This is a genomic window from Flavobacterium aquatile LMG 4008 = ATCC 11947 (genome assembly GCF_000757385.1).
GTDB lineage: Bacteria > Bacteroidota > Bacteroidia > Flavobacteriales > Flavobacteriaceae > Flavobacterium > Flavobacterium aquatile.
This window is the reverse complement of the sequence record NZ_JRHH01000005.1, coordinates 466574-492888: the sequence shown is the minus strand read 5'-3', so window position 1 is coordinate 492888 and position 26315 is coordinate 466574. Positions and strand designations below refer to the sequence as shown.

Annotated in this window: 32 protein-coding genes; 23 read left to right on the top strand and 9 right to left on the bottom strand. The window is 30.9% G+C overall.

Annotated features, from left to right (window positions below):
• Positions 1-33 precede the first annotated feature (33 nt).
• From LG45_RS14145 to LG45_RS14085, 13 genes are all read left to right on the top strand, one after another.
• The gene (locus tag LG45_RS14145; RefSeq protein WP_035128234.1) at positions 34-279 is read left to right on the top strand and encodes a hypothetical protein; all 246 of its coding nucleotides are present in this window, start codon (positions 34-36) and stop codon (positions 277-279) included.
• 9 nt (positions 280-288) lie between these two features.
• Positions 289-825, top strand: coding sequence for a mechanosensitive ion channel domain-containing protein (locus tag LG45_RS14140; protein ID WP_035128232.1), 537 nt, complete (start codon positions 289-291; stop codon positions 823-825).
• An 85-nt stretch (positions 826-910) separates the two neighbouring features.
• On the top strand, positions 911-2104 hold the full coding sequence (locus LG45_RS14135; protein ID WP_081932087.1) for an AI-2E family transporter: 1194 nt from the start codon (positions 911-913) through the stop codon (positions 2102-2104).
• A gap of 186 nt (positions 2105-2290) precedes the next feature.
• The gene (locus LG45_RS14130; protein WP_052087606.1) at positions 2291-2935 is read left to right on the top strand and encodes a porin family protein; all 645 of its coding nucleotides are present in this window, start codon (positions 2291-2293) and stop codon (positions 2933-2935) included.
• A 67-nt stretch (positions 2936-3002) separates the two neighbouring features.
• Positions 3003-3260 carry a YtxH domain-containing protein gene (locus LG45_RS14125; RefSeq protein WP_052087605.1) on the top strand — a complete coding sequence of 86 codons (258 nt, stop codon included), beginning with the start codon at positions 3003-3005 and terminating at the stop codon, positions 3258-3260.
• Positions 3261-3272: 12 nt separating this feature from the next.
• Complete coding sequence (locus tag LG45_RS14120; protein ID WP_035128230.1) at positions 3273-3632, top strand: hypothetical protein; 360 nt, start codon at positions 3273-3275, stop codon at positions 3630-3632.
• Positions 3619-4005 (top strand): hypothetical protein, encoded by a 387-nt coding sequence (locus LG45_RS14115; RefSeq protein ID WP_035128228.1) that lies wholly within the window; start codon positions 3619-3621, stop codon positions 4003-4005. Before LG45_RS14120 ends, LG45_RS14115 begins: the two co-directional genes overlap by 14 nt.
• Positions 4006-4051: 46 nt before the next feature.
• Positions 4052-4894, top strand: a complete 843-nt coding sequence (locus tag LG45_RS14110) for an MlaE family ABC transporter permease (RefSeq protein WP_081932086.1) — start codon at positions 4052-4054, stop codon at positions 4892-4894.
• Positions 4891-5652 (top strand): ABC transporter ATP-binding protein, encoded by a 762-nt coding sequence (locus LG45_RS14105; protein WP_035128226.1) that lies wholly within the window; start codon positions 4891-4893, stop codon positions 5650-5652. The genes LG45_RS14110 and LG45_RS14105 overlap by 4 nt, the downstream gene beginning before the upstream one ends.
• A 2-nt stretch (positions 5653-5654) precedes the next feature.
• Positions 5655-6392, top strand: coding sequence for an MlaD family protein (locus LG45_RS14100; protein ID WP_035128224.1), 738 nt, complete (start codon positions 5655-5657; stop codon positions 6390-6392).
• A 227-nt stretch (positions 6393-6619) separates the two neighbouring features.
• Positions 6620-7051, top strand: a complete 432-nt coding sequence (locus LG45_RS14095; RefSeq protein ID WP_035128222.1) for a hypothetical protein — start codon at positions 6620-6622, stop codon at positions 7049-7051.
• Positions 7052-7475: 424 nt separating this feature from the next.
• Positions 7476-9965 carry a PIG-L family deacetylase gene (locus tag LG45_RS14090; RefSeq protein ID WP_035128220.1) on the top strand — a complete coding sequence of 830 codons (2490 nt, stop codon included), beginning with the start codon at positions 7476-7478 and terminating at the stop codon, positions 9963-9965.
• A 110-nt stretch (positions 9966-10075) separates the two neighbouring features.
• Entirely contained in the window at positions 10076-11776 is a 1701-nt protein-coding gene (locus tag LG45_RS14085) for a sodium:solute symporter family protein (protein ID WP_035128218.1), read from the top strand.
• A 48-nt stretch (positions 11777-11824) separates the two neighbouring features.
• Here the strand turns inward: LG45_RS14085 and LG45_RS14080 are convergent, their stop codons facing one another.
• A complete protein-coding gene (locus LG45_RS14080) occupies positions 11825-12679 on the bottom strand; it encodes a DUF2911 domain-containing protein (RefSeq protein WP_035128216.1) in 855 nt (284 codons plus the stop codon).
• Positions 12680-12824: 145 nt separating this feature from the next.
• Between LG45_RS14080 and LG45_RS14075 the strand changes: the two genes are divergently transcribed.
• The 4 genes from LG45_RS14075 to LG45_RS14060 all read left to right on the top strand — a co-directional run bounded on the left by LG45_RS14075 (position 12825) and on the right by LG45_RS14060 (position 15693).
• A complete protein-coding gene (locus LG45_RS14075; protein ID WP_035128215.1) occupies positions 12825-13307 on the top strand; it encodes an SRPBCC family protein in 483 nt (160 codons plus the stop codon).
• A 23-nt stretch (positions 13308-13330) separates the two neighbouring features.
• Entirely contained in the window at positions 13331-14029 is a 699-nt protein-coding gene (locus tag LG45_RS14070) for an SDR family NAD(P)-dependent oxidoreductase (protein WP_035128213.1), read from the top strand.
• Between the two features lie 21 nt (positions 14030-14050).
• Positions 14051-15337 (top strand): cryptochrome/photolyase family protein, encoded by a 1287-nt coding sequence (locus LG45_RS14065; protein ID WP_035128211.1) that lies wholly within the window; start codon positions 14051-14053, stop codon positions 15335-15337.
• A 119-nt stretch (positions 15338-15456) separates the two neighbouring features.
• Positions 15457-15693, top strand: a complete 237-nt coding sequence (locus LG45_RS14060; protein ID WP_035128209.1) for a hypothetical protein — start codon at positions 15457-15459, stop codon at positions 15691-15693.
• 61 nt (positions 15694-15754) lie between these two features.
• On the opposite strand, the gene LG45_RS14055 is transcribed toward LG45_RS14060, so the two are convergent.
• The 6 genes from LG45_RS14055 to LG45_RS14030 form a co-directional block, all read right to left on the bottom strand.
• Positions 15755-16408 carry a GDSL-type esterase/lipase family protein gene (locus tag LG45_RS14055; protein WP_035128207.1) on the bottom strand — a complete coding sequence of 218 codons (654 nt, stop codon included), beginning with the start codon at positions 16406-16408 and terminating at the stop codon, positions 15755-15757.
• Between the two features lie 2 nt (positions 16409-16410).
• Positions 16411-17067 (bottom strand): HAD family hydrolase, encoded by a 657-nt coding sequence (locus LG45_RS14050; RefSeq protein ID WP_035128205.1) that lies wholly within the window; start codon positions 17065-17067, stop codon positions 16411-16413.
• An 8-nt stretch (positions 17068-17075) separates the two neighbouring features.
• Positions 17076-17732, bottom strand: a complete 657-nt coding sequence (locus LG45_RS14045) for an HAD family hydrolase (protein ID WP_035128203.1) — start codon at positions 17730-17732, stop codon at positions 17076-17078.
• A gap of 66 nt (positions 17733-17798) precedes the next feature.
• Positions 17799-18521: a tRNA threonylcarbamoyladenosine dehydratase gene (locus tag LG45_RS14040; protein ID WP_035128201.1), complete on the bottom strand. Its 723-nt coding sequence runs from the start codon at positions 18519-18521 to the stop codon at positions 17799-17801.
• A gap of 20 nt (positions 18522-18541) precedes the next feature.
• Positions 18542-19228 (bottom strand): TatD family hydrolase, encoded by a 687-nt coding sequence (locus LG45_RS14035; RefSeq protein WP_035128199.1) that lies wholly within the window; start codon positions 19226-19228, stop codon positions 18542-18544.
• The gene (locus LG45_RS14030) at positions 19228-19827 is read right to left on the bottom strand and encodes a DUF1684 domain-containing protein (RefSeq protein WP_035128474.1); all 600 of its coding nucleotides are present in this window, start codon (positions 19825-19827) and stop codon (positions 19228-19230) included. The genes LG45_RS14035 and LG45_RS14030 overlap by 1 nt, the downstream gene beginning before the upstream one ends.
• A gap of 214 nt (positions 19828-20041) precedes the next feature.
• Here LG45_RS14030 and LG45_RS14025 point away from each other — a divergent pair, with 214 nt between their 5' ends.
• Positions 20042-21268, top strand: a complete 1227-nt coding sequence (locus LG45_RS14025; protein ID WP_035128197.1) for an MDR family MFS transporter — start codon at positions 20042-20044, stop codon at positions 21266-21268.
• Between the two features lie 30 nt (positions 21269-21298).
• Here LG45_RS14025 and LG45_RS14020 read toward each other — a convergent pair whose 3' ends face one another.
• Entirely contained in the window at positions 21299-21841 is a 543-nt protein-coding gene (locus LG45_RS14020) for a hypothetical protein (protein WP_035128195.1), read from the bottom strand.
• A gap of 82 nt (positions 21842-21923) precedes the next feature.
• Here LG45_RS14020 and LG45_RS14015 point away from each other — a divergent pair, with 82 nt between their 5' ends.
• The 5 genes from LG45_RS14015 to LG45_RS13995 all read left to right on the top strand — a co-directional run bounded on the left by LG45_RS14015 (position 21924) and on the right by LG45_RS13995 (position 25759).
• Positions 21924-22328 (top strand): hypothetical protein, encoded by a 405-nt coding sequence (locus LG45_RS14015; RefSeq protein WP_035128193.1) that lies wholly within the window; start codon positions 21924-21926, stop codon positions 22326-22328.
• 123 nt (positions 22329-22451) lie between these two features.
• The gene (locus LG45_RS14010; protein ID WP_035128191.1) at positions 22452-22811 is read left to right on the top strand and encodes a BlaI/MecI/CopY family transcriptional regulator; all 360 of its coding nucleotides are present in this window, start codon (positions 22452-22454) and stop codon (positions 22809-22811) included.
• Between the two features lie 42 nt (positions 22812-22853).
• Positions 22854-24512, top strand: a complete 1659-nt coding sequence (locus LG45_RS14005) for a M56 family metallopeptidase (protein WP_035128189.1) — start codon at positions 22854-22856, stop codon at positions 24510-24512.
• A 107-nt stretch (positions 24513-24619) separates the two neighbouring features.
• Positions 24620-25543 (top strand): hypothetical protein, encoded by a 924-nt coding sequence (locus LG45_RS14000; RefSeq protein ID WP_035128187.1) that lies wholly within the window; start codon positions 24620-24622, stop codon positions 25541-25543.
• 75 nt (positions 25544-25618) lie between these two features.
• Positions 25619-25759: a hypothetical protein gene (locus LG45_RS13995; protein WP_035128186.1), complete on the top strand. Its 141-nt coding sequence runs from the start codon at positions 25619-25621 to the stop codon at positions 25757-25759.
• Here the strand turns inward: LG45_RS13995 and LG45_RS13990 are convergent.
• On the bottom strand, positions 25756-26268 hold the full coding sequence (locus tag LG45_RS13990; RefSeq protein ID WP_035128184.1) for an adenine phosphoribosyltransferase: 513 nt from the start codon (positions 26266-26268) through the stop codon (positions 25756-25758). The two genes, LG45_RS13995 and LG45_RS13990, sit on opposite strands and share 4 nt — an antisense overlap.
• Positions 26269-26315 lie beyond the last annotated feature (47 nt).

Here is a 26315-nt window from a genome sequence, read left to right as displayed (position 1 = left end):
GTAATTTAGGCGTTCTAAATACTTATTAGAATTATGGAAACTGAAGAAGAAATCAATGCAAAAATCATGAAAGTTACCATGGTTATTCAAGAGAATTATCCCGAATTATCGAAGTATTTGAATGAAATGCCAATCACAATTCCTATTGACAGTAATCCGGAAATAAATGTAAAAAATCTTCAAAAATACTACGATACTTTGGTGGCATTGTTCAGAAATTATGTTGCAGAACACCAATTAAATTACATCAATCAAAGAACTGGAACCGGACATCTTTAATCTTCTTTAATGGACTTTTTCGCAAATTTTACAATCGAATTTATTGCAACAGTAATTGTTTTAGTATCCGTTTTTATACTCCGATTTATTGTTGCTAAACTCGTTCGTCGTTATGCAAAATCGAGTGAAATCATTGAACATCGCACCAATCTTGTTATCAAATACATTCACCTACTAATCAATATCATCGCAACAATTGCTTTAATTGTAATTTGGGGTGTTGATAAAGATCAAATTTTACTTACTGTTTCTTCAATCACAACAGTTGTAGGTGTGGCTATGTTTGCGCAATGGTCTATTTTAAGCAATGTAACTGCAGGCGTAATTTTGTTCTTTTTCTTTCCGTTTAAAATTGGAGATACTATCAAAATTCATGACAAAGACTTCCCGATTCAAGCCGAAATTGAAGACATTAGCGCGTTTCATGTCAATTTAAAAACAATTGATGGCGAACGAATTACATATCCGAACAACTTATTACTTCAAAAAGGAATTTCTATTATTTCTAAGCCGCACTCGAATACAGAAAATGAGTTTACAGATTAATTGAATTATATAAATTAAAAGAAAAATTATATAATTTTTGGAAATTTAATACTAGTATTTTTGTTTTACCTAAAACTAAAAGACTATGTACGAAACCATTAAGCTTCCTTTTTACGCAAAACTTACTTATGTTTTATTATCGCTCATAGCAATAGCATTCATTTTTTACGTTGGTCAAGGCATTATTGTGCCTATTTTAATGGCGTTTTTAATTGCAATTATTTTAAGACCAATAGTTACCTTTTTAAATAAAAAATTACGTTTTCCTAACGTCATTGCGGCGATGCTTGCTGTTACACTATTTGTAATAATTATACTAGGAATATTTACTGCTCTTTCTTTTCAAATTACTGATATGGTAAGCGATTTTGATAAAATTGAAAGAAACTTAAACATTCATATTCAAAATTGCCAAAACTTAATTAGAGAGAATTTTAACTTAAGTTCTAAAGAACAAAAAGTATTTATAGATGAAGCTACCAATGATTCGTTAGAAAAAGGAAAAGAACTTTTAGGTTCAACTCTACTATCTTTTTCAGATACACTTTTGAATTTAATTTTAATTCCTATTTACATCTTTTTAATACTATTGTATAAATCATTATTTGTAAAATTCTTTGCTAAATTATTTAAAGAAGAATATCATACTAAATTATATGATATTCTTGATCAAATAAAAGTAGTGGTAAAAAGTTACTTGGTTGGATTAATCTTAGAAATGATTTTTATCTCCGTCTTAACCTCAATCGGTTTGATGATTATTGGAGTTGAATATGCTATTTTGTTAGGAGTAATAACTGGATTGCTAAACATTATACCTTACATAGGTATATTATTTGCAGGATTATTAACCATTATTGCTTCACTTACAGGATCAGCCGATTTATCAATAATTCTTGGTGTAATTATAGTAAATGTGATTGTTCAATTAATAGACAATAATATATTAGTTCCTTTAATTGTTAGTTCAAAAGTCAAAATTAATGCATTAGTCTCCATCATCGGAATTATAATTGGCGGAGCAATTGCAGGTATTTCTGGAATGTTTTTGGCAATTCCAATTATAGCGATTCTAAAAGTTATTTTTGATAGAATCGATTCTTTAGAACCTTGGGGTTATTTAATAGGTGACGATTTACCAAAAACCTACGAATGGAATAAAATAAGATTACCACTATTTGATTTCGATAATTACTCCGATACAACACCAAACAAAGTTGAAATAAACTTTGAAATTGTAAAAGCTCCAGAAAACGAAAATACTGACGAAAAAGAATAATCATTAGTAAAAACAGTACTTAAGGTTCATTTTTAGCTATTTTATTAGTTATTAATGAACTTTTTTAATATAAAAAAAGTAAAAGTGTGAATGATATAAAACTAAAGAAAATTTATATAACACGAAATTACCTACTTGGTTGCAACTTTGTAATATAATTTAAAACAAATAATAAAAAAGAAAATTATGAAAACAGTTTCAAAAAAATTCGCATTAATGTTTGCTCTTTTTGTAAGTGCAGCAGGTTTTTCTCAAGAAGGTTCATCAACAGATTCACGTGAAGAATTAAAATTTGGTGTTAAGGCCGGTGTTAATTTCGCAAACGTTTATGATGAAGAAAATCAAGATTATGTAGCTGAAGGAAAAGTAGGATTTGCTGCTGGTGGATTTGTTTCTATTCCGCTTGGTAAATACATAGGTTTCCAACCAGAGTTTATGTATTCACAAAAGGGTTTTAAAGCAACAGGTTCAGTTTTAGGTGCAGATTATGAATTTGAAAGAACATCAAGTTTTATTGATATTCCTTTACAATTGCAAATCAAACCAATTGAGCAGTTAACCTTATTGGTAGGTCCACAATTTTCTTATTTATTAGACACTAAAAATAAGTTTAACGGAAATTCTACTACAACAGAAGAAGATGCAATCAACGATGAAAACTACAAGAAAAACATTTTTGGTTTTGTAGTTGGTGCCGATGTAAATCTTCAAGATTTTGTAATCTCTGGTCGTGCAGGATGGGATATTTCTAAATCAGATTCTGATGGAAATGATACTGATCCAAGATACAAAAACCAAGTTATTCAATTAACATTAGGTTACAGATTCTAACAAATAAAACAATTGGGTTTCAGAATAATTTTTGAAACCCAATTTTAACAAATTAAAATAAAATATTATGTCAAAAGGAAACACAATTGCCGGATTGTTAGTAGGACTAGCAGCTGGTGCAGCTTTAGGAGTTTTATTTGCACCTGAAAAAGGTTCAGATACAAGAAAAAAAATCGCTAATAAAGGAAAAGATTCCTTAGATGATTTAAAAAACAAATACAACAATGCTATCGATCAACTTACTTCTAAATTAGACAGAGCCAAAAACAATGGTTTAGAAATGTATGAAGAAGGAAAAGAATTGGTTGAAAATGCTAAAAAATAAAAACCTATAAAGATGAAAGATAAAGTAATTTTAGTTGAAATGCTAGTAGAAAAACTAGAGCAATATGGCAAGACCAATTTTGAGTTGTACAAGTTACAAGCAATAGATAAGTCAACCGACGTATTTGCTTCAATAACTTCTCGAGTAGTATTGTTCAGCTTAATTGCTTTATTTTTCTTTTTATTAACCATCGGTTTATCACTTTATTTAGGCGATATATTAGGAAAAAATTACTATGGTTTTTTTGCCGTTGCCGGAATTTATTTGGTTATAATTCTACTTTACTTGTTAGCAAAGAAATCATTAGAGGAAAGCTTTAATAACTATTTAATTAATCAAATTTTTAAAGAAAAAAAAGATGCAAGTAATTAAAGATAATAAATCGTTGGCTGCTGCAATAGCTGAACTTGAAAATGCAAAAAAATGTGAAGGCATTCTTTTAAGAAAACATTTTGAGTTTACAGTTCATAGTTTGAATCCAATAAATATGGTGAAAGAAAAATTCAATGAAACTATTAATTCACCCGATTTAAAAGGAAAAATTTTAGGTACAGCATTTTCACTTGCATCAGGATATTTTACAAATAGTTTACTTGTTGGATCATCTACCAATCCTTTAAAAAGAATGCTTGCTTCATTTGTTCAAAATAAAGTTAGCTCATTATCATCTGTAAATACTGAAGAAGTTAAAGAAAAAAGTATTTCATTTTTATCAAATTCACTTCAGAAATTAAAAATAAAATAGTAATTCAATAACTAACAATTTTCAAAAACTTTAATAGTCTTCGTGTATGAAAAAAATTGTACCTATCAAAAACTTGAAAAAATATGCTATTGATAAAACTATAAAAGTTAGTGAAAAATCGATAGAAAAAACTTCAAAAATTTCTGCTTTTTTAGTTGATACGGCAAACGTATTTTTATTTTTAACACGTGTTTTTAAAAATACATTTTCAAGAGGATTTGAATTTAAAGAATTCTTAAAGCATTGTTTTCAAATAGGGAACAAATCTTTTGCGTTAATATCAATTACAGGAACTATTATCGGTTTGGTTTTAACCATTCAATCGCGTCCAATTTTAATAAAATTTGGCGCTTTAAATATGCTACCTAATATGGTGGCTATTTCTTTAATTAGAGAAATGGGACCAGTAATTACAGCTTTAATTTGTGCAGGTAAAATAGGTTCTAGTATGGGCGCCGAACTTGGTTCGATGCGTGTTACAGAACAAATTGACGCACTCGAAGTTTCATCGGCAAATCCAATAAAATACTTAATTGTTCCAAGAGTTCTTGCAGCAACTTTAATGATTCCGTTGTTAAGCATTTTTGCTATCACGATGGGAATTTTAGGCGGATGGATTGGTGCCAATATTAAAGGTGATTTAAATTTTGTACTATACATTTCTCAAGCATTTGGTAAAGTAGAGTTTATGGATTTAATTCCAGCAATTACTAAAACGTTCTTCTTTGGAGCAGTAATAGGATTAGTTGGTTGCTACAAAGGTTACAATGCTGGAAGAGGAACCGAAAGTGTTGGAATTGCAGCAAATACAGCCGTTGTCACCGCATCGTTCTTAGTAATTCTTGTAGATTTAATAGCAGTTCAAATAACCGATTTAATTTTACAATGATAGAAAACACTACTATAAAACCAGTAATTGACATCCAAAATTTAAAAATAAGTTTTGGGAGTTTGAATGTATTGAATGATGTTTCCTTACAACTTAAAAGTCAAGAAAATCTTGTAGTTTTAGGAAAATCGGGAACAGGAAAATCGGTATTAATAAAATGCATTGCAAGATTATTAAAAGCCGATCAAGGAACAATTACAGTTCTTGGTGAAGAAGTAAATGCTTTAAAAACTGAGGATTTGAACGAAATTAGAAAGAAAATTGGTTTTCTTTTTCAAAGTGGCGCTTTGTATGATTCGATGACCGTAAAAGAGAATTTAGAATTTCCATTACGAAGAATAAAAAAAGACTTGACACAATCAGAAATTGATGCTAAAGTTACAGAAACTCTTGCAAATGTTGGTCTTGAAGATGTATTAAACAAAATGCCATCCGAACTTTCTGGAGGAATGCGAAAAAGAATCAGCCTTGCTAGAACCATAATTGTAGATCCAGAAATTATGCTTTATGACGAACCTACAACTGGTTTAGATCCAATTACAGCAGAAGAAATAAGCGAATTAATCAACGATATTCAAAAAAAATACAAAACAGCATCCATAATTATTACTCATGATATGGAATGCGTTCGAACAGTTGCAGACCGAATTATAATGCTAAAAGACGGAGACGTGTATAAAGAAGGTTCGCTATTAGAATTTGAAAATTCTACCGATTCTTACGTAAGCTCTTTTTTTAAAACTAAAAAAATACAATAACTATGGAAACCACTAAACAAGGATTTAAAATAAGATTGGGAATATTCATCATAGCTGGTTTATCACTCTTTTTATTAGCAATTTTCATCATTGGAAAACAAAAAAATATGTTTGATCCAGTCTTTAACATATCTACTAAATTTAAAAACGTAAGCGGATTGCAAGTTGGAAGTAGCATTCGATTTTCTGGGATAAATGTTGGAACTGTTGATAACATTGAACTGATAAATGATTCAACTGTGAAAGTAGACATGATTTTAAAACAAGATGTTCAAAAATTTATTCGTGCCGATTCTAAAGCAGGAATTGGATCTGAAGGATTAATTGGCGACAAACTGATAGTAATTTCTCAAGGAAATCCAACATCAAAACTTGTTAAAAATGGTCAATTTATAAATGCAATCGAACCAATTGAAACCGATGCTATCATGCGAAGTCTAGAAACTACAGCAGGAAATGTGGCAATTGCATCAGGAGAAATTGGTGAAATTTTAATAAAAATAAACAATGGCGAAGGAACTTTAGGTAGATTAATGAATGATGAATCGATGGCAAACAATATCGATAAAACATTAGTGAACCTTAAAAATGGCTCTAAAAAATTAGATGAAAACATGGAAGCCGCCAAAAGTAATTTTCTACTAAAAGGATACTTCAATAAGAAAAAAAGAGCCGAAGAAAAAAAGAAAAAAGAAGCCGAAAAAGCAGCTGAGAAAGCAGCAAAAGATGCTAAAAAATAAATTTAATTTTTGAAGTTTTAATGGTTAAATCCTACTAAAACTATCAAAATTACATTTTAAATCTTCAATACAAAACCCTCATAAAGCACTGATTTAATTACTATTAAAGTTTTCATATTGAAATTATGTAACGAATTGATATAATTTCATAACATCATTTTTACGCTTTAGCACAATCTTTGTTTAACCGTTTAAACAAAACAATAATAATTAAAAAAGTAAAGATTATGAAAGCAATAAAATATCTAGTATTAGGATTACTAATAAGTAGTTTTAATATGCAAGCACAAGTTAATGTAAATGTAAATTTAGGTACTCCGCCAGTTTGGGCACCAGCCGATAGAGTCGCAGTGCAATACTATTATTTACCAGAAATTGATGCTTACTATGATGTTCCAGCAGAACGTTTTATTTATGTTAGAAATGGTGGTTGGTATCGCTCGGCAGCACTTCCTGCAAGATATAGAGGTTATAATTTAAGAGGCGCAAATGTTGTTTACTTGACTGATTATAGAGGAAATGCACCTTATGTCTATCACAAAAATCACAAAGTAAAATATAGAAAAAACGCCAAAATTTACGTTGTAAAAGAGCGAAAATATAAAGAAAATAATGGGAAAGGTCGCGGAAAAGGAAATGGAAAAGGAAGAAGAGACTAATAAGTAGTCAATTCGAAATTATCTCAAGAGTAAAGTTTTGCTAACTTTACTCTTTTTTTATTTATTTTATTTCAAAAAAAAATGAAAATAGTAATCTTTTGAAAATAATTTAGTTCTCAATCAATACTCTAATAATTAATATTTTAAATTAGTAACCTATTAAAAATAAGTATTATGAAAAATTTAGTTAATGAATTTAGTTCGATTTTAATTGTATGGCAAATAGTAATAGTAGTTACAATGATAGGATTTGTATTCTTTATGATTAAGTTTTTTAAATCTAAAAAATAAAATTACAATAATGCTAATTTATCAATAGGTTGTTTTGAGGTTGTTTTTTGTTAAAGAAATTCCAAAATTTTAGAAAGTAAAACTTCTCGTTAGAATTATTACTACATTTGAAGCTATTGAAAAAAAACAGCAAATGCAGAAGATTTTTACTTTTTTAACGCTTCTTATCGGATGTACAATTTTAGCACAAAAACCGCAAAAGCCCAATGCAGTAGAGTTGTATCATCAAATTGAAAAACTCAATTTTTTAGGTTCTGTACTTTACATTGCAGCACATCCAGACGACGAAAATACCAGACTAATATCCTATTTATCAAATGAAAAAAATGCTAGAACTGGTTACCTATCGCTTACTCGTGGCGATGGCGGTCAAAATTTAATCGGACTAGAACTTCGGGAATTACTTGGTGTTATTAGAACTCAAGAACTAATTGAAGCTCGAAAAATTGATGGTGGCGAACAACTTTTTACTCGTGCTAACGATTTTGGTTTCTCTAAGAATCCTGATGAAACATTACAAATTTGGGATAAAAATCAAGTGCTAAGCGATGTAATTTGGGCCATTAGAAAATTCCAACCCGATGTAATTATCAACCGATTTGATCATCGTTCGCCAGGAACAACACACGGTCATCACACATCATCGGCTATGTTAAGTTTAGAAGCATTCGATAAAACTAATGATGCTTCGGTTTTTCCAAATCAATTAAAATATGCCACAACTTGGCAACCCAAACGTGTTTTTTTCAATACTTCATGGTGGTTTTATGGAAGCAAAGAAAAATTTGATGCAGCCGATAAAACCAATTTAAGCAAACTGCAAACTGGAGTTTATTATGAACAATTTGGAAAATCCAATCAAGAAATTGCCGCTCTAAGTAGAAGTTGTCATCAATCGCAAGGTTTTGGAAATACTGGAACTCGTGGCGAAGAAGACGAATATTTAGAATTTTTAAAAGGTGAATCTTTAAAAGACAAAACCAATTTATTTGAAGGCATCGACACTTCATGGAATCGAGTAAAAAACGGAAAAGCAATTGGTGATATTTTAGAAAATGTTCAAAAGAATTTTGATTTCAAAAACCCATCAGCAAGTATTTCAGAATTAGTAAAAGCATATGATTTAATTCAGAATCTAGACGATAAACATTGGAAAACAATAAAATCAGAAGAAATAAAGAAAATTATTGCAGGTTGTGCAGGTTTGTATCTTGAAGCTGTTGCCGATAACCAAGAAGTTGCTTCAGGAAGTACTATTAAAGTAAAATTGGAAGCCATTAACCGAAGTAATCAAAAAATGAATTGGAATGCAATTAATACAGTTCCGAATTCATTTACTACCTTAAGTATTACTGAATTACCAAATAATAAGTTAGTGAACCAAACCATTGAATTACAGATAACTGACGAAAACGATTATACCAATCCGTATTATTTGAAAGAATCTGGAACTGATGGAATGTATGTTGTGAACAATCAAGAAAATATAGGAAAACCAGATGTTATTCGTCAAATAAAAGTGACATTTTTAATTGAAATTAATGGTATTACAATTCCGTTTGAACGAAATGTTGTTTACAAATACAACGACGATGTAAAAGGTGAAGTCTATCAACCGCTTGACGTTGTGCCAGTTGTAACCTCTTCAATACAAGAAAAAGTATATATTTTTCCGAATAATAAAGAGAAAGCAATTACTGTAAAAATCAAAGCCGGAAAAGATGCTGTTTCTGGTACAATTCAATTGGAAGTTCCACAAAACTGGACCGTTTCTCCTACTTCTATTCCGTTTTCATTGTCTAAAAAAGGCGAAGAACAATTGGCTATTTTTAATGTTACGCCATCAAAAGAAGCATCAGAAATTGTTGTAAAAAGCGTTATTTCAGTAGACGGAAAAACATTTGATAAAGAAAAAATCGACATCAATTATCCGCATATTTTCAAGCAAATGGTTTTGAAATCTGCCGAAGCAAAAGCCATCAAGTTAAATATAAAAACCAAAGGTGAAAAAATCGCTTACATCATGGGTGCAGGCGATGAAGTACCGAAGAGTTTAACGCAAATGGGATATGAAGTTACAATTCTAAAACCTGAAGATATTTCTACAGAGAGACTTCAAAATTTTGATGTTGTTATGACCGGAATTCGAGCTTATAATGTTGTTACAACCCTTGGTTTTAAACAAAACATTCTTTTAGATTTTGTCAAAAACGGAAAAACGATGATTGTGCAATACAATACTTTGGACGAATTTGTAACCAAAGATATTGCACCGTTTCCAATTAAAATTTCTAGAGATAGAGTTACTGAAGAAAATGCTGAAGTTCGGTTTTTAGCGCCAAATCATGCTATTTTAAATTATCCAAATAAAATAACTCAAGAGGATTTTAAAGGTTGGAAACAAGAACAAGGATTGTATTATCCGAGCGAATGGGACAAAAATTTTACACCAATAATTTCATCCAATGATAAAGGTGAAAAACCAAAAGATGGAGCTATTTTAGTAGCAAAACATGGAAAAGGACATTATATTTACACAGGAATTAGCTTTTTTAGAGAATTGCCCGAAGGTGTTGCTGGAGCTTTTAGACTACTATCTAACATGATTGCAATTGGAAAATAACATGGAAAAAAACAAACAAAACAGATGGAGCACCAACTATACTTGGTTGTTAATTATGAACGCCATTTACATTGTGATTTTTTTCGCATTAATGCAAATCTTCTCGTAATATGCAACAAATAGACTGGATCATTCTTACGGTAACCTTACTATTCATAGTAGTTTATGGTGTTTATAAAACCAAAGGAAGTAAAAACGTAGAAGATTATATTTTAGGAAATAAAGAAACCAATTGGTGGACTGTAGGTTTATCTGTTATGGCAACTCAAGCCAGCGCAATTACATTTTTATCTACACCAGGACAAGCATATCACGACGGAATGGGTTTTGTGCAATTCTACTTTGGTTTACCAATTGCAATGGTCGTAATATGCTTCACATTTATACCAATATACAATCGATTAAAGGTTTTCACGGCGTATGAATACCTCGAACAACGATTTGACTTAAAAACGCGTTCATTAGCCTCAATTCTATTTCTGTTCCAACGCGGATTAGGAACTGGATTAACCATTTATGCTCCATCAATAATTTTATCGACATTATTGGGTTGGAATTTAACTTTACTCAATATTATAATCGGAATATTAGTAATTATCTACACTTTTTCTGGTGGTACAAAAGCTGTAAACGTAACTCAAAAACAACAAATGTTTGTAATTATGAGTGGAATGTTCATCACATTTTACCTTATTTTACACATGTTACCCAACGAAATGACTCTGAGTAATGCTATGCATATAGCTGGTGCAAATGACAAAATGAATATTGTAGATTTTTCGTTTAATCCAGAAACTCGATATACTTTTTGGAGTGGAATTGCCGGTGGTTTTTTCTTAAGTTTAGCCTATTTTGGAACCGATCAATCACAAGTTGGTCGTTATTTATCTGGAAAATCTGATAGAGAAAGCCAGAAAGGATTAATCATGAACGGATTTTTGAAAGTTCCGATGCAGTTTTTTATTTTACTGATTGGTGTAATGGTTTTTGTGTTTTTTCAATTCAACGATGTACCATTAAATTTCAATCCAGTAAATAAAGAAGCTATTGAAAAATCGGTTTATGCAGATAAATATCACGGACTCGAAAAACAATTACAAGATTTAACCGAAGAGAAAAAGGAGTACAATTTATTGTATATGGATCATTTAAATCAGAATTATGATAATCCAATATTGAGAAGTAGATTAGTTGCCATTTCTGGGAAGGAAAAAGATCTTCGCGATCAAGCCAAAGAATTAATTTCTAAAGCCGATCCTAAAGCCGAAACCAACGACAAAGATTATGTTTTCTTATATTTTATTCTAAATTATCTTCCAAAAGGTTTAATCGGATTATTACTAGCTGTAATACTTTCGGCAGCAATGTCATCTTCTGCTTCTGGGCTAAATGCCTTAGCGTCAACCACTACTATTGATATCTACAAACGAAACAGAAAAAAGCAAGAATCAGAAAAACATTATGTAAATGCAACGAAATTTTTCACTTTGCTTTGGGGAATTATTGCCATATTATTTGCCTGCGTTGGAACTTTATTTGAAAATTTAATCCAATTAGTAAACATCGTTGGATCAATTTTCTACGGAACAGTTTTAGGTATTTTCCTTGTCGGATTTTATATCAAATATGTAAAAGCGCAAGCCATTTTCTGGAGTGCTGTTGTAAGTCAGCTAACCATTTTTTACATTTATTATTTAGATGTTGTGAGTTTCCTTTGGTTGAATTTTATTGGTGCGATGTTGACAGTAATTTTATCAATTCTATCACAATTCTTTTTAGGAAAAACAAAATCATCTGAAATAAAAGCATAAAAAAACGTCCCGATTTATCGGGACGTTTTTCATTAAAATAAGAGAGAATTATTTTTTACTCCATTCTTTTAAACTATCGTTATTCATTTTAACGTAATCTTGATTACCATCTTTTTCAGCTCCAGCTAAAGATAATTTTGCGGTTGCAATTGCACCAGCTTTATCACCCATTTTCGCTTGAACCAATGATTTTAATCGTAATTGCCAATATGGAGCTTCTTCACCAGCTTTTAGCATAGAAAAAGATTTATTCACATATTCTAATGCTTTGTTTAAATCTCCATTAGATTGATAGTAATATTGACCAGCAGCAAAATAATCATTTGCAGTTGGACCAGCTAATGCCTTGTTAATACTTGCAATAGCCATCTTTTGAGTAGGAACTTCAAATTTTAAAGAAACCATAGTTTTCTCCCAAGAAATATCTAAAGTCGCACTGTCATTAGTGATGTTATTGATTGCTAATGTAAAAGTTTCAACATTATTTCCTAACATAACCGGATCAACATTTGTACTTAAAGCAACTTTATTAACATCCCAATTTTCTGGTGTTCCCCAATTGTCAGTTGTTGTGTAAAAAATAACTTCCCACATATCTGCTTTTGGAGTTGTAAAAATAGCATACTTTCCTTTTTTTAATGTTGTTCCATTAATAACCACATCTTCGCTAAAAGTAATCATCGAATTTTGGTTGGCACCAGTTCTCCATAATTTTCCGAAAGGAACTAAATCACCAAAAACTGTTCTTCCTTTGGCACTTGGACGTGAGTAATCAAGAGTAACATCTGTCAATCCAACAACCTGACTAACAACCGATTTCGGACTTGACTGCGGAGTTTTTACTTGTGCTTCAATAGCATAATTAGCAAGAATCATTGCTAATACAAAAATAATTTTTTTCATATATTTTAAGTTTAGAATGTCAAAATTACAAATTGTATTCTCTTCAAATGTTAATTTAAACTTAAATCAAATTATTTTTGTTTAACAAATTCAAATAATAGTTAAACATTTACTATTTTTACATCGAATTAAATTCAAATAATAAATGAAAATATACAGATTGCATACCAAACAAAATTTACCAATAACAATTGACCAAGCTTGGGATTTATTATCAGATCCAAAGAATTTGCAGAAGATAACTCCAGAATATATGGGATTCAAAATTCTTTCTGGTGCAGATAGACCAATGTTTCCCGGACAAATTATCCAGTATATTGTAACTCCGGTTTTAGGAATTCCTGCAAAATGGGTCACCGAAATTACGCATGTTGTAGACAAAAAATATTTTGTAGATGAACAACGCTTTGGTCCATATGCCTTGTGGCACCATAAACATTTTATAAAAGAAATTCCTGGAGGTGTTGAAATGGAAGATATTGTAGATTATAAAGTTCCAATGGGAATTTTAGGTCAACTTGTGCATCCGTTTCTAGTGAAACCAAAATTGAATGAAATATTTGAATACCGAAGAAAAAAATTAATCCAAATGTTCGGAGAATTTGATAGTCAAACTTTCAAAAAATAATTTCCAAAATCTAAAAATAAATCATGAAAAACATTCTACTTATTGGCGGTTCATATGGAATTGGATTGGCCATTGCAAAAGAATTACAGTACGAAAATAAAGTTTATGTAGCTTCAAGAACTAACGAAGAAATTGCAGAAATGAATGTGATCCACATTACATTTGATGCAACGACAGACACTTTAGATACTTCACTTTTACCGGAAGTTATTGATGGATTAGTGTATTGCCCAGGAAGTATAAATTTGCGACCGTTTCGTGGCTTAAAACCTGAAGCATTTGAACAAGATTTACAAATAAATTTCATAAGTTTGGTGAAAGTAATTCAATCTGTTTTACCTAATTTAAATGCTTCTAATCAATCTAGTATTGTGCTATTTAGTTCGGTTGCGGCAAGTATGGGAATGCCTTTTCATACCTCAGTTGCAGCTGCAAAAGGTGCCATCGAAGGATTTGCAAAAGCATTGGCTGCAGAATATGCTCCAAAAATTAGAGTAAATGTAATTGCACCATCATTAACTGACACACCTTTGGCTGAAAAGTTTTTAAGCAATGAAGACAAGAAAGAAAAATCAGCACAACGCCATCCATTAAAAAGAGTTGGAACTTCTGATGATATGGCGCAAATGGCAAGCTTTTTATTATCTGAAAAAAGCAGTTGGATATCGGGACAAATTTTCCATGTTGATGGCGGAATGTCAACATTATTGGTTAACGGATAACAATAATTAACAAACATAAGAATGAACATATTCTGGTTTCGACGCGATTTACGATTAGACGATAATGTCGGACTATTTCATGCATTAAATGCTGATGAAGAAGTGCTTCCAATATTTATTTTCGATGATTCGATTCTTTCACAATTGCCAAAAGACGATGCGCGTGTCACTTTCATTCACAATCAACTTGAGAAAATCCAAAAACAACTTCAAGAAATTGGAAAATCATTAGCTGTTTTTCACGGAAAGCCATTTGATGTTTATCAGAAGTTAATTTCCGAAAATATTATAAAATCGGTTTACACCAATCACGATTACGAACCTTATGCTCGCAAACGCGATTTAGATTTATACCATTTGTTTAAGGAAAACAATATCGAATTCAAAACTAGCAAAGACCAAGTTATTTTCGAAAAAAGCGAAGTTGTAAAGGACGATGGAACGCCATATGTAGTTTATACTCCATATTCGAATAAATGGAAAGAAAATTTTAAGAAAATCAAATTAGTTAATTATAAATCAGAAGATTACATTAGTAAAATAGCACTTCACTCCTATCCTTTTCTAAGTTTATCGGATATCGGATTTGAAACTTCTTCTATAAAAGTTACACCTTTTGATGTATCAAATAATTTAATAGACAATTACGAAGCAACCCGAAATTTTCCTGCGCTGAATAAAACTTCTTATCTTGGAATTTACTTAAGATTTGGTGCAGTTTCTATCAGAAAAATGATTGCAAAAGCGATTGAAAGCAAGAATGAAACCTTTTTTAAGGAATTGATTTGGAGAGAATTTTTTATGCAGATTTTATGGCATTTTCCGCATACGAACAAATCGAGTTTCCGACCAAAATACGATGCCATTGTTTGGGATAATAATGAAGATTTCTTCAAAAAATGGTGTGCTGGAAAAACCGGTTATCCGTTTGTAGATGCAGGAATGCGCGAATTAAACGCAACAGGTCACATGCACAATCGCGTGCGAATGATTACCGCAAGTTTTTTATGCAAGCATTTACTAATTGATTGGCGTTGGGGTGAAACCTATTTTGCTACAAAATTGTTAGATTACGAACAAGCAAGTAACGTTGGAAATTGGCAATGGGCTGCTGGAAGTGGCGTCGATGCAGCGCCTTATTTTAGAATTTTCAATCCGACCGAACAAGTGAAAAAATTTGATAAAGAGTTGAAATATATCAAAAAATGGGTTCCAGAATTAGAAACTTTACATTATCCAAAACCAATTGTAGATCATAAAGAAGCACGTGAAAAATGCTTAAAAGTTTACAAGGAAGCTGTTGGTTAAAGCAAAAAAAAAATGAAATAAAATAATTTATTCGAATAATTTTACTCTAAACATTGAAAAATATTCATTTAATTGGAAGATTTAATGTAAATTTACAAATAAATCTAAATTATTTAATTATGAAATTTACAAAATTATGTGTTTTACTTTTAGCTATTACTGCATTCGCAGCTTGTAAAAAAGAAGAAGAAAAAACAACAGAAACTATTGAAACTACTACAGTTGAAAAAGAAACTGTAATTGTAAAAGATACTGTTACTGCAACTCCAGAAGAAAAAGATGGAACTTCAGTGAAAGTTAGCGGCGATGGTGTTGAAGTAAAAAGTAAAGACGTTGATGTAGAAGTAAAAAAATAACTTCTTACCAAATAAATTAAAAAGCCACTAATTACTAGTGGCTTTTTTTAGTTTAAGATTATTAATCATTAACTAAAGTATTCATTTTTTCAACCCAAATATCATAACCTTTGGAATTCATATGCAAATTATCTTCTCTGAAAATATCTTTTTTAGGCTCGCCATTATCTAGCATTGCATCCCAAACATCAACAAATACAGCATTTTTTTTATTTTTCATAAAACCGTGAATCAATTTATTAGTTGCGATCATTCGGTCTTTCATGTGCCATCTTGAAATGGCTGGTTTCAACGAAACAAATAGTATTGGCGTATCTGGAAATTGTTTTCTCAACGTTTTATAGAAGGTTTTGTATCGCTTAAAAACCATTTTCGGTGTAACTTTTTCAGAACTTGCAACATCGTTTTCTCCACAATAAATAAATATCTTTTTGGGCTTGTAGTTTAGTACGACATCGTTTTGAAAATAAATCAAATCCAACAATGTAGCACCACCAAATGCGCGGTTCAAGATATTCGAATTATTGAAATCTGACTTTACATCTTTCCACAATCTAAAGGAAGAACTGCCTATAAATAGTAGCATTCCGTCTTGTGGTTTTTGAATACTATCTTGTTTTCTAAAGGCTTTAATTTCATTAATAAATTGATTTTCTTGGGCGCTAATAATTAAAGAAAATAAAAATACGGAAAGATAAAAAAGTAGTTTTTTCATGTCTAATTTATGTTTTTTATTATATGATAATTCAATTCTTTATAATCGTTGATAACGCTATCGGCCAACGATTGATCCTGACTGTCAACACCTTCACTTTTGTACGCTATACAATAAATTCCGGCTGATTTTGCTGCTTTAATTCCGTTTGTACTATCTTCAATAACGATACAATTTTCAACTGGAGTTTGCGCCAATTCAGCAGCTTTTAAGAAAATTGCTGGATTGGGTTTAGATTCAGGGAAATCATTACCGCTAACTTTGTGAGTGAAATAGCGATTCAAATCAAACCGTTCAAAAACTTTATCAATAATTTCCATTTCAGATGATGATGCTACAACCAATTGCATACCATTATTGTATAAATCTTCAATCAATTCCTTCACGCCTTGCATTAAATGTAAATCTTCTTTTTTATCGAATGCTTCTATAAAAAGTTTATTTTTAGCGGCAATCAAGTCTTCTATTTCATGCTCCAGCTGGAATCTATCCTTGATTTTTTGGTAAATCATTTTATTAGAATTACCCGTAAATGTGGCAAATATTTCGTTGGTAACTTCAATATTTAATTCTTTAAACTGAACCAAACTTACTTCGTGATGCAATGGTTCGCTATTAACAAGCACGCCATCCATATCGAAAATTATAGTTTTAATCATGAAAAATTTTATTTTAAATTCTTAACTTTCTCTGCAGATAACTCGTTGAAATGATTGATAATCAAATTGGCTTTAGATAAATCTTGCAGTTTAGAATGTTCGCTGTTGTAACCTATGCAAAAAATTCCTGCAGCAACCGAAGCTTCAATTCCGTTAGAAGAATCTTCTATCACAATGCACTGATTTTTTGGAGCCATAGACAAGGAAACCGCATGTTCAAAAATTGCTGGATGTGGTTTTGACTTAGGAAAATCTTCGCCACTCACAATATCAGAAAAATATTGATGCAAATGAAAACGCTTAAAAACCCTATCAATAGTAACCTTTGAAGCCGATGAAGCTACAATTAATTGAATACCATTTTGATGCAAATCTTTAATTAAATCTTCAACACCTTCTAGTAAATGCAAATCGGCTTTTGTATCAAAAGCGTCGTTAAAAATGTTTCTTTTTCGCTGAATTAAATCCTCAACTTCGTGCTCTAAATTAAAAATAGCCTTCAATTTCTGAAAAACATTTCGAGTAGAATTTCCTGTGAAAGTGGAAAACATTTCATCGGTTACATCAACATTCAATTCGTTAAAATGATGAAAATAGGCATATCTGTGAACTGGTTCAGTGTCAACAATTACGCCATCCATATCGAAAATTACGGTTTGTATCATTTTTTATTTTGCCACAAAGGCGCTAAGACACGAAGTCTTTTTAGATTATTTTTTTTTAGAAAAATACTAATTGTTTACTTTTTTAATCAAAAATCGAATTACAGTTTCTGCCATATACAATCCAAAAAGTCCTGGCATATAACTATTTGTGCCGTAAAATGATTTTTTATAATTAGATCCATCGGTCATTTTCAAACTGCTTTCATCCTGAATTTCTGAGGAAAAAACCACTTTTAATTTATCGATTTTGTGTTCTTTCAATCGTCTTCTGATGGTTTTGGCAAACATACAATTTACCGTATTGGTAATGTCGGCAACTTTCACTTTTGCAGCTTCCATTTTTCCGCCTGCGCCCATACTTGAGATGATTTTTACGCGTTTGCGTTTGGCTCCGATTATCAAATTCAATTTTGGTGTAACACTATCAATACAATCTAAAACGTAGTCGTATTTTTCTTCTACAATTTCAAAAGCGCGTTCTGGCGATAAAAATTCTTGGACTTTCGTCAAATTTAACTCTGGGTTTATATCCATTAATCGATTGCCTACAACATCTATTTTTGATAAACCAACAGTAGAATGTAATGCTGGTAATTGACGATTAATATTGGTAATATCAACTACATCGCCGTCAACAATTGTAAGATTTCCAACGCCAGCACGAGCTAAAAATTCGGCAGCAAATGATCCAACTCCTCCAACTCCAACTACCAATACATTTGCGTTTCTTAAATTATTTAGTCCTTCTGGTTTGAATAATAATTCAGCTCTTTCTTGCCACTTTGCCATAATTTAGACTTCTTAGATTATTAGATTATTGGATTTTTAGAACTTCCAAAAACCGTATTGTAATTATTTGTAATTATCTCTGTTAATTGATTTTTATCAATATTTTTATATTTTGCTGCAAGTTGATAAACTTCTTCAAGACTTTCGTCAATCGTATCGGTTTCTAGAAAAAATTTATCATTTGGAACGGATTTAAAAACCGATTCTAACTCGGGATTTCTCAATAAATATTTCCCAAACGAAAGATAAAATCCGTTTTTTAGTAATTCGTTTGCAACTTGTTGGTTCTTTGAAAATCCGTGAATGATTATTGGAACGGAAATTTGCAATCGGTTTTTAATTTCTATCAATTCTTGAAAAGCGGCAACCAAATGCAAAACTAATGGTTTTTGATGTTTTTCTGCTAAGGCAATTTGTTTTTCGAAAACTTCAATTTGTAATTGCATTGGAACTTCAATTCGCTTATCTAAACCGCATTCTCCTAGAGCTAAACATTCTTTTAATTGTAATTTTTCGTCGATTATTTTTAAGTCAGATTCTAATCGTGTCATTGCGAGTTCACGCGGCAATCTCTCGATATACCACGGATGAATTCCGATGGAATAGTTTGGAATTGTTGTATCAAATTCCCATGGATATTGATTTACTAATTCTAAAACATCTGAATTATTGGTGAATTTGTGAGTATGTAAATTGAAGAATTTCATTAATCGTGAAACTTTTTTACGCCAGCTAAAACTTCTATATTCAAATCATTTTCCAGAGGAACAATCGGACAAGAATATTCATGATTATAGGCACAATAAGGATTGTATGCTTTGTTGAAATCGATTTTCCAAGTGGTGCCTTTTTGTATTCTTAAATCTACATAACGACCACCAATGTAGGTTTCTTTTCCGCTAGTTAGATCTGAAAATGGTAGAAATAAATAATCATCAAATCCTGGTTTTTTAATTAAATCGATGTTTTGATACGCGTTTAATTTGCAATCAACTCCATCAATAGTAAAATGCAATTCGCCATATTTCTTATATTCTGGCAGTCGAGAAGTTGACGTTTTCATTTTAAAAACTTTCTCTTTTTTAGTTCTAATAAATTTAGCTTCAACAATGAATTTTTGGTTAATCGGATAAAAATCTAATGATTTGAAGGTTTTAAAATCTTCATCTGTTAACGGACTTTTCTCTTTATCGGCGTATTCAAGATTTAGATTGTCTTGAAATTCTTGCGAAGTTTCGGTAGTTTTATCTTGTGCTTGAAGTGTGATAAAACTGAAAATTAATAGTAACGAAAAGTACTTTTTCATGTTTTTTTTACAAAAATAATTCATTAGAGACAGATTTTACAAATTTTCACAGAATTTTAAATAATCTTTTACGATTTCTGATGAGTTTAGCCCAGATAGCAGTGGAAATCTCCCGATTTTTCATCGGGAATTGCAACGAATAGCTGGAAATAGCTTCAAAAAACAAAGCAGATTAATGATAAAAATGTACCTTTGCAATTAAGTAATTTGGCTAATGTTAAAGAACGCTTTTCGCAAATACATCAACAATTTTAAGGGATTTTCTAGAGAAATTTGGATACTGACTTTGGTAACCTTCATCAACCGTGCCGGTACGATGGTGTTGCCTTTTTTGTCTAAATATTTGAAAGAAGATCTGGGTTTTTCGTACCTGCAAATTGGTAATATTTTGTTCTGGTTTGGACTAGGTTCGATGGTTGGCTCGTGGCTTGGTGGAAAATTATCTGACAAAATTGGGTTTTATAAAATCATGATTTTTAGCTTGTTTGTTAGCGGTTTGATGTTTTTTGGGCTTCAATTTATAACAAGTTATGTTGGAATTTCTATTGCCGTTTTCGTAATTATGGTGGTTGCCGATATGTTTCGACCTGCCATGTTTGTGTCACTTGGCGCGTATGCTAAACCCGAAAACAGAACACGAGCGCTGACTTTAGTGCGACTTGCCATTAATCTCGGATTTGCTGCTGGACCAGCTTTAGGCGGATTAATAATTATGTCTATTGGCTACAAAGGATTGTTTTGGGCCGATGGTGCAACTTGTATTCTTGCGATTTCGATTTTTTGGTTGTTGGTAAAAGAAAAGAAAAAACCAGCCGAATCGAAGGAAGAAAAAGCACTTTTAGAATCGAATAGAGAATCGGTTTTTAAGGACAAACCTTTTTGGATTTTCTTATTTATGTGCGTGGTTACAGGCGTTTTATTTTTTCAATTATTCACAACAATTCCGTTGTATCATAAAGAACAATTTAATCTTACTGAGCTTCAAACTGGGTTGCTTTTAACTTTAAACGGTGTTTTGGTTTTCTTTATGGAAATGCCAATTGTGAGCTATATTGAACGCAATAAACTGGATAAAGTGAAAATTGTTTCCATTGGATGTTTCTTTATGGCGGTGAGTTTGTTTTTGATGTTAATTAATTTTTGGGCAGGAATTCTAATCATCATGATGTTGTTTATGACCTTTGCCGAAATGTTTGCTTTTCCGTTTTCAAATTCGTTTGCTTTGAGTCGCGCGCCAAAAGGTCATGAAGGTCGCTATATGGCGATTTTTACGATGAGTTTTAGTGCTGCTCACATTTTGAGTGCCAAAATCGGAATGGGAATTGTTGCAGCTTATGGCTATCAAATGAACTGGCTGTTTATGGGAATTCTAGGATTGATTGGAACTTACGCTGGATTTTGGGTAATGCGATTGGTGGCGAAAGAGCAAGTTTCGAGTTAAAAGTTTCGGGGTTCTCTAATATTTGGAATTTTAAAAATAGTTCCTTCTTATTTCTTGAAATGATTGATTGGAATTAATTAATTGCTCAATAATTTGCTTTCTTAAAACTTCAATATTTTCTTCTTTTAAATATTTTGCCCAAGCGGTTTCTTCCAGTAAAATTCTTATTTGCTTTATAACTTTTGTTGTTTCTGATGTTGTTCTTAAAATTTGATTGGAATAATTAGAACCATTTTTGTGGAAATAATTAACCTCATTATCTGAATTAATTTCGATAAAATAGAGTTTTTCAAAATCGTTGTCGGGATAAAAATCCTTCCATTCTGCAAAACCTAATTTAGTTCGGTTGGAATTTGGAATTTGATTATTGGAATTAATTTCTAATCTCCATCGGCAATTGGCCACTCTACTCCAATGATTAGACAAACGATAAACACCATTTTCAACAAAATAATAACTACTACCCGATTTGCTTTTATAATTTAATTTCAAATCTGAAATAGATTCAAAAGCGACTTCTTTAAAAATACAAAAAGTGTGTTTGTGAAAATTGAGTTTGTTGTAGGATTTCAAAGTGGTTGAATTTTAATTTTCAAATATAATTTTATATTCTAATATTTAGTACATTTATGTTTAATTCAATCTGATTTTGAATATGAAAAAGACTAATCTTTTAATCATTATTGTATTTCTTTTGTCGAGTTTTATAAGTTTTTCACAAAATCAGACCATTGAAAATGACTCTATTTCTTATGATGCTGTTCTAGCTGAGGAAATTATTTTTGATTCGAATGATCCAGATGAAGGTCTAATTGCAATGAAAGATGCTTTTAAAAATCAAAATATATCTATTGAAATATCCAATATAAAAAGAGACCGAACTAATAAAATTATTGCAATTGATATTGTCATGGAATCCAGAGATGGCAGAACTACAAAACTGAATATAAATAGATTAAAACCTATAAAAGCGATAAAAATTTACGTCGACAAAAGAAATAATCCCAACTGTGATTTTGGTATTGAAGAACTTTATGAAGAAATACGATATTCTAAATAATCTAGATATTAAACCTCTTTTACCAAATAAAATCAATCCAAACGTTAATTTTAGTTAAATAACTATAAAAATAGTTGCGTAACTAAAAATATAGTTATACGTTTGTTCTGTAAAATAACAATCATGCAAAAATTAACAAATAAAGAAGAAGAAATCATGCACATTTTATGGAAGCTTAAAAAAGCTTTTGTAAAAGATGTAATGGCAGAAATAACTGAGGATCAACCTCATTACAATACACTTTCAACTATAATTAGAAACTTGGAAGAGAAAGGTTATGTTGGTCATAATGCTTATGGAAATACACATCAATATTTTCCAGTTATTGCATTAGAAGATTACAGAAAAACGTTTATGAGTACGGCAATTGATAATTATTTCAACAGTTCTTATAAAAATATGGTGTCGTTTTTTGCGGAAGAAGACAAAATTTCTGCCGATGAATTACGTGAGATTTTGGATATTATTGAGAAGAGAAAATAGAGAATAGAATAAAGAAAATAGAGAATAGTAAAAAGAGCAAAGATGCAGGAACTAATAATTTATCTTTTAAAATCGAGCGGATTGATTGCGGCTTTCTATCTTGCTTATCATTTTTTATTGCGTAAAGAAACTTTTTTTACTAGCAATCGATGGTTTTTATTAACTGGATTAATTACTTCTGTAAGTTTACCACTATTTTTTCTAGAAAAAATTGTTGTTGTTGAAACTCCAAAATTTGTTTCAAATCCAATTATTAATACAATTCCTAATTCTCTTCCAACGACTGAAATCATCGAAAAATCAATTGAAATAGATTGGTTTCAAATAGGAATTTACGTTTACGGAATCATTGCTTTACTCCTATTATTTAAAGTTTTTTTTAATCTGATTTCGTTGTTTAAAGTTTTGGACAACAGACAGGTTATCAAAAAAGAAAAATTTCAATTTATCGATGTAAATGAAAATCTTTCACCATTTTCGTTCTTCAATTACATTGTTTACAATTCGAGTTTATATTCCGAATCAGAATTGCAAAGTATTTTGTTGCACGAAAAAATTCACAGTGCTCAAAAACATTCATTTGACGTTTTAGTAACCAATTTGTTCTCGGTATTATTTTGGTTTAATCCGTTCATGTATTTGTATAAAAAAGCAGTTACACAAAATTTAGAATACATTGCCGACAGCGAAGCTATTGCGCAAATAGACGATAAAAAGTCCTATCAAATGGCGCTTTTAAAGGTAGTTTCTCATCAAAACTGCTTACCAATTACCAATCATTTTTATCAATCATTAATCAAAAAACGAATCGTTATGTTAAACAAAAATCAATCCAACAAGAGAAATTCTTGGAAGTACGCAGTGATTATTCCTGCATTAGTAGCCTTTGTAATTCTGTTCCAAGTGAAAGTAATTGCACAAGAAAAAGAAGTAGAAATTACAGAAAATAGAACAATTTATGACGAATTAATTTCATTTTCAGTAGATAAAAATTCTTCAGACGCAGAAATGAAAGAAAATGCTGAAAACTTAAAAAAACAAAGCGGCATTGAAGTAAAATTCTCAAAAATTAAAAGAAATTCAAACGGCGAAATAACTGCTATAAAGATAGATTACAAAGACAAAAAAGGAAATAAGGGAACATCGGTAGTGTACGGAGACGAGCCAATTAACACCATTACTATTTTCAAAACTAAAAATTCTGTTGGAATAAAATCTGATGAATCAGGAAATAGTCGTCGTAATGCTATCACTGTCAATTCTGAAGATGAAATTGCTCCAATATCGGATATAGAAGTAGATGAAATTGCTGAAATTTCCTCAATGAATTTTTCAGATATGCCTGCCCCACCAACGCCTCCAACTCCACCAGTTGCGCCAACAATCAACTTTGAAGTTGCAAAATTTCCGAACATGCCAAAAGCTCCAGTTGCACCAAGTGGAACTCCATTAAACAACGAAAAAGAATGGAAGAAATTTGAGAAAAAAATGGAAGAATTTGAGAAGAAAATGCAAGCTATTGAGCCAGAAATTGAAGCTTACGCAAAAAAAATGGCTAATGTTGACGAACAAATGAAACCGTTTGAAAAAGAAATGGAAGTCTTTGAAAAAAAGATGGAAGTTTTTGAAAAAGAAATGGAAGTCTATCAAGAAAAATTGGAAGCTGCAAGAGAAAAAAATGAAGCAAAAAGCAGAAACTAAACTTCAAAAGTTAAAAATTTGCAAATCTGTTTTTATAGAAAACTTATTAATTATAATTTTGGTTTAACAATTTGAAAATCAATTTAAATAAACTTAATTTTTCTGTTATGTCACTTAAAAATTTTATTGCTTTAACGCTTGTTATGTTGTTGCAAATCAATTCTTTTGCGCAAAGTAAAAAATCACTTTCTGCCATTAACAATGATGATGACATTGTAATGACATGGAATAAAAATACTCCAGAAAATGAAATGAAAGACGATAGTAAAGCCTTAGCTGAAAAAGGAATTACTATAAAATATTCTAATGTAAAACGCAATTCTAATAAAGAAATTACAGCAATAAAGGTAGAATATTCTGATCGTCAAGGCAACAAAGGAACATTGGAATTGAACAATCAAAAACCAATTACAACCATCAAATTTTTTAAATTAAATGATGAAATTGGTTTTGGCGAACCATCTAATTCGTCTAATGATATGTTTGCTGGAAATCAGTTTTTTCAAGGTATGCCTGGCGGACAGGATTTTATGAAGCAGTTTAATTTTGGGAATGATGATGATAATTCTCAATCGTACAGTTTCAGCTTTCCTGATAAACTAAATTTTGGAGATTCTTCAGTAACTCGAATTCAAATTCAAAAAGACGGTAAAAAGCCATTAGTTATTGAAAATGGAGAAGTTATTGAAGGTGGAGAAGATTATACTCCAGAAGAAATTGAAAAAATAAAAAGTGAAAACAAAGTAGAAAGTTTTGGTTTTAATGGAGATAATTTCAACAATAAAGAATTTGATTTCAGAAACCAAGATGGTTTAGACAACTTCAAAAAGAAAATGGATGAAATGAAAATTGAGATGGAAAAGAAATTCTCAAACAAATCAGAGTTTGACGAAAACAAATCCGATTTTGATAGAACAAAAGAAGAAATGTTGAAAGCCAAAGACGAAATGAACAAAGCCAAAGAAGAACTTGAACAAGCCAAAAAAGATTTGGAAAAAGCTAAATCTTCTGTTAAAACTAGAAAAGCTTAAAAATCAGATATAATTAAAATAAAAAGACCATTCTAATTGAGTGGTCTTTTTTACTTTTGTAGAAATAATTATTTTATGTATAAAATTTTAGCTAAAATAAACAAACTCATTTTACCTAGCTTCACCAAGCAACGATTGGATTTGGCTAAAGCAAAAAAATGGCAAATAGCGCTAATTGGATATCGCTATTATGTAACAACTCGCGCTTTAGATTAATAGGTAATTGCTGAAAAAATCGGTTTTCCTGCAATTTTTTCGCGTCCGTTTAAAAACGACAATTCCATTAAAAAATTACACTGCACAATTTCGCCACCTAGACGTTCTACCAATTCGCAGACCGCTTTTGCTGTTCCACCAGTTGCCAAAACATCATCGTGAATTAAGACTTTATCTCCTTTTTGAATTGCATCAATGTGAATTTCTAGAGTATCAGTTCCGTATTCTAAATCATATGAAGCAGAAATAGTATCAAAAGGAAGTTTTTTAGGTTTACGAACTGGAATAAATCCGGCATTCAATTCTTCAGCAATTAAAATTCCGAAGAAAAAGCCACGACTTTCCACTCCAATCACTTTATTAATTTGTTTGTCTTTTAAGTTTGAAATCAGTAAATGCAACGTTTCTTTCCTTGCAATTGGGTTTAATAGTAGCGGAGTGATGTCTTTAAAACCAATTCCTGGTTTTGGAAAATCCTGAATATCACGGATGTACTTTTTAAGTGGCATATTTTTTAAATTTTATAGTCGATTAGATTTGCAAGTTACACATTTAT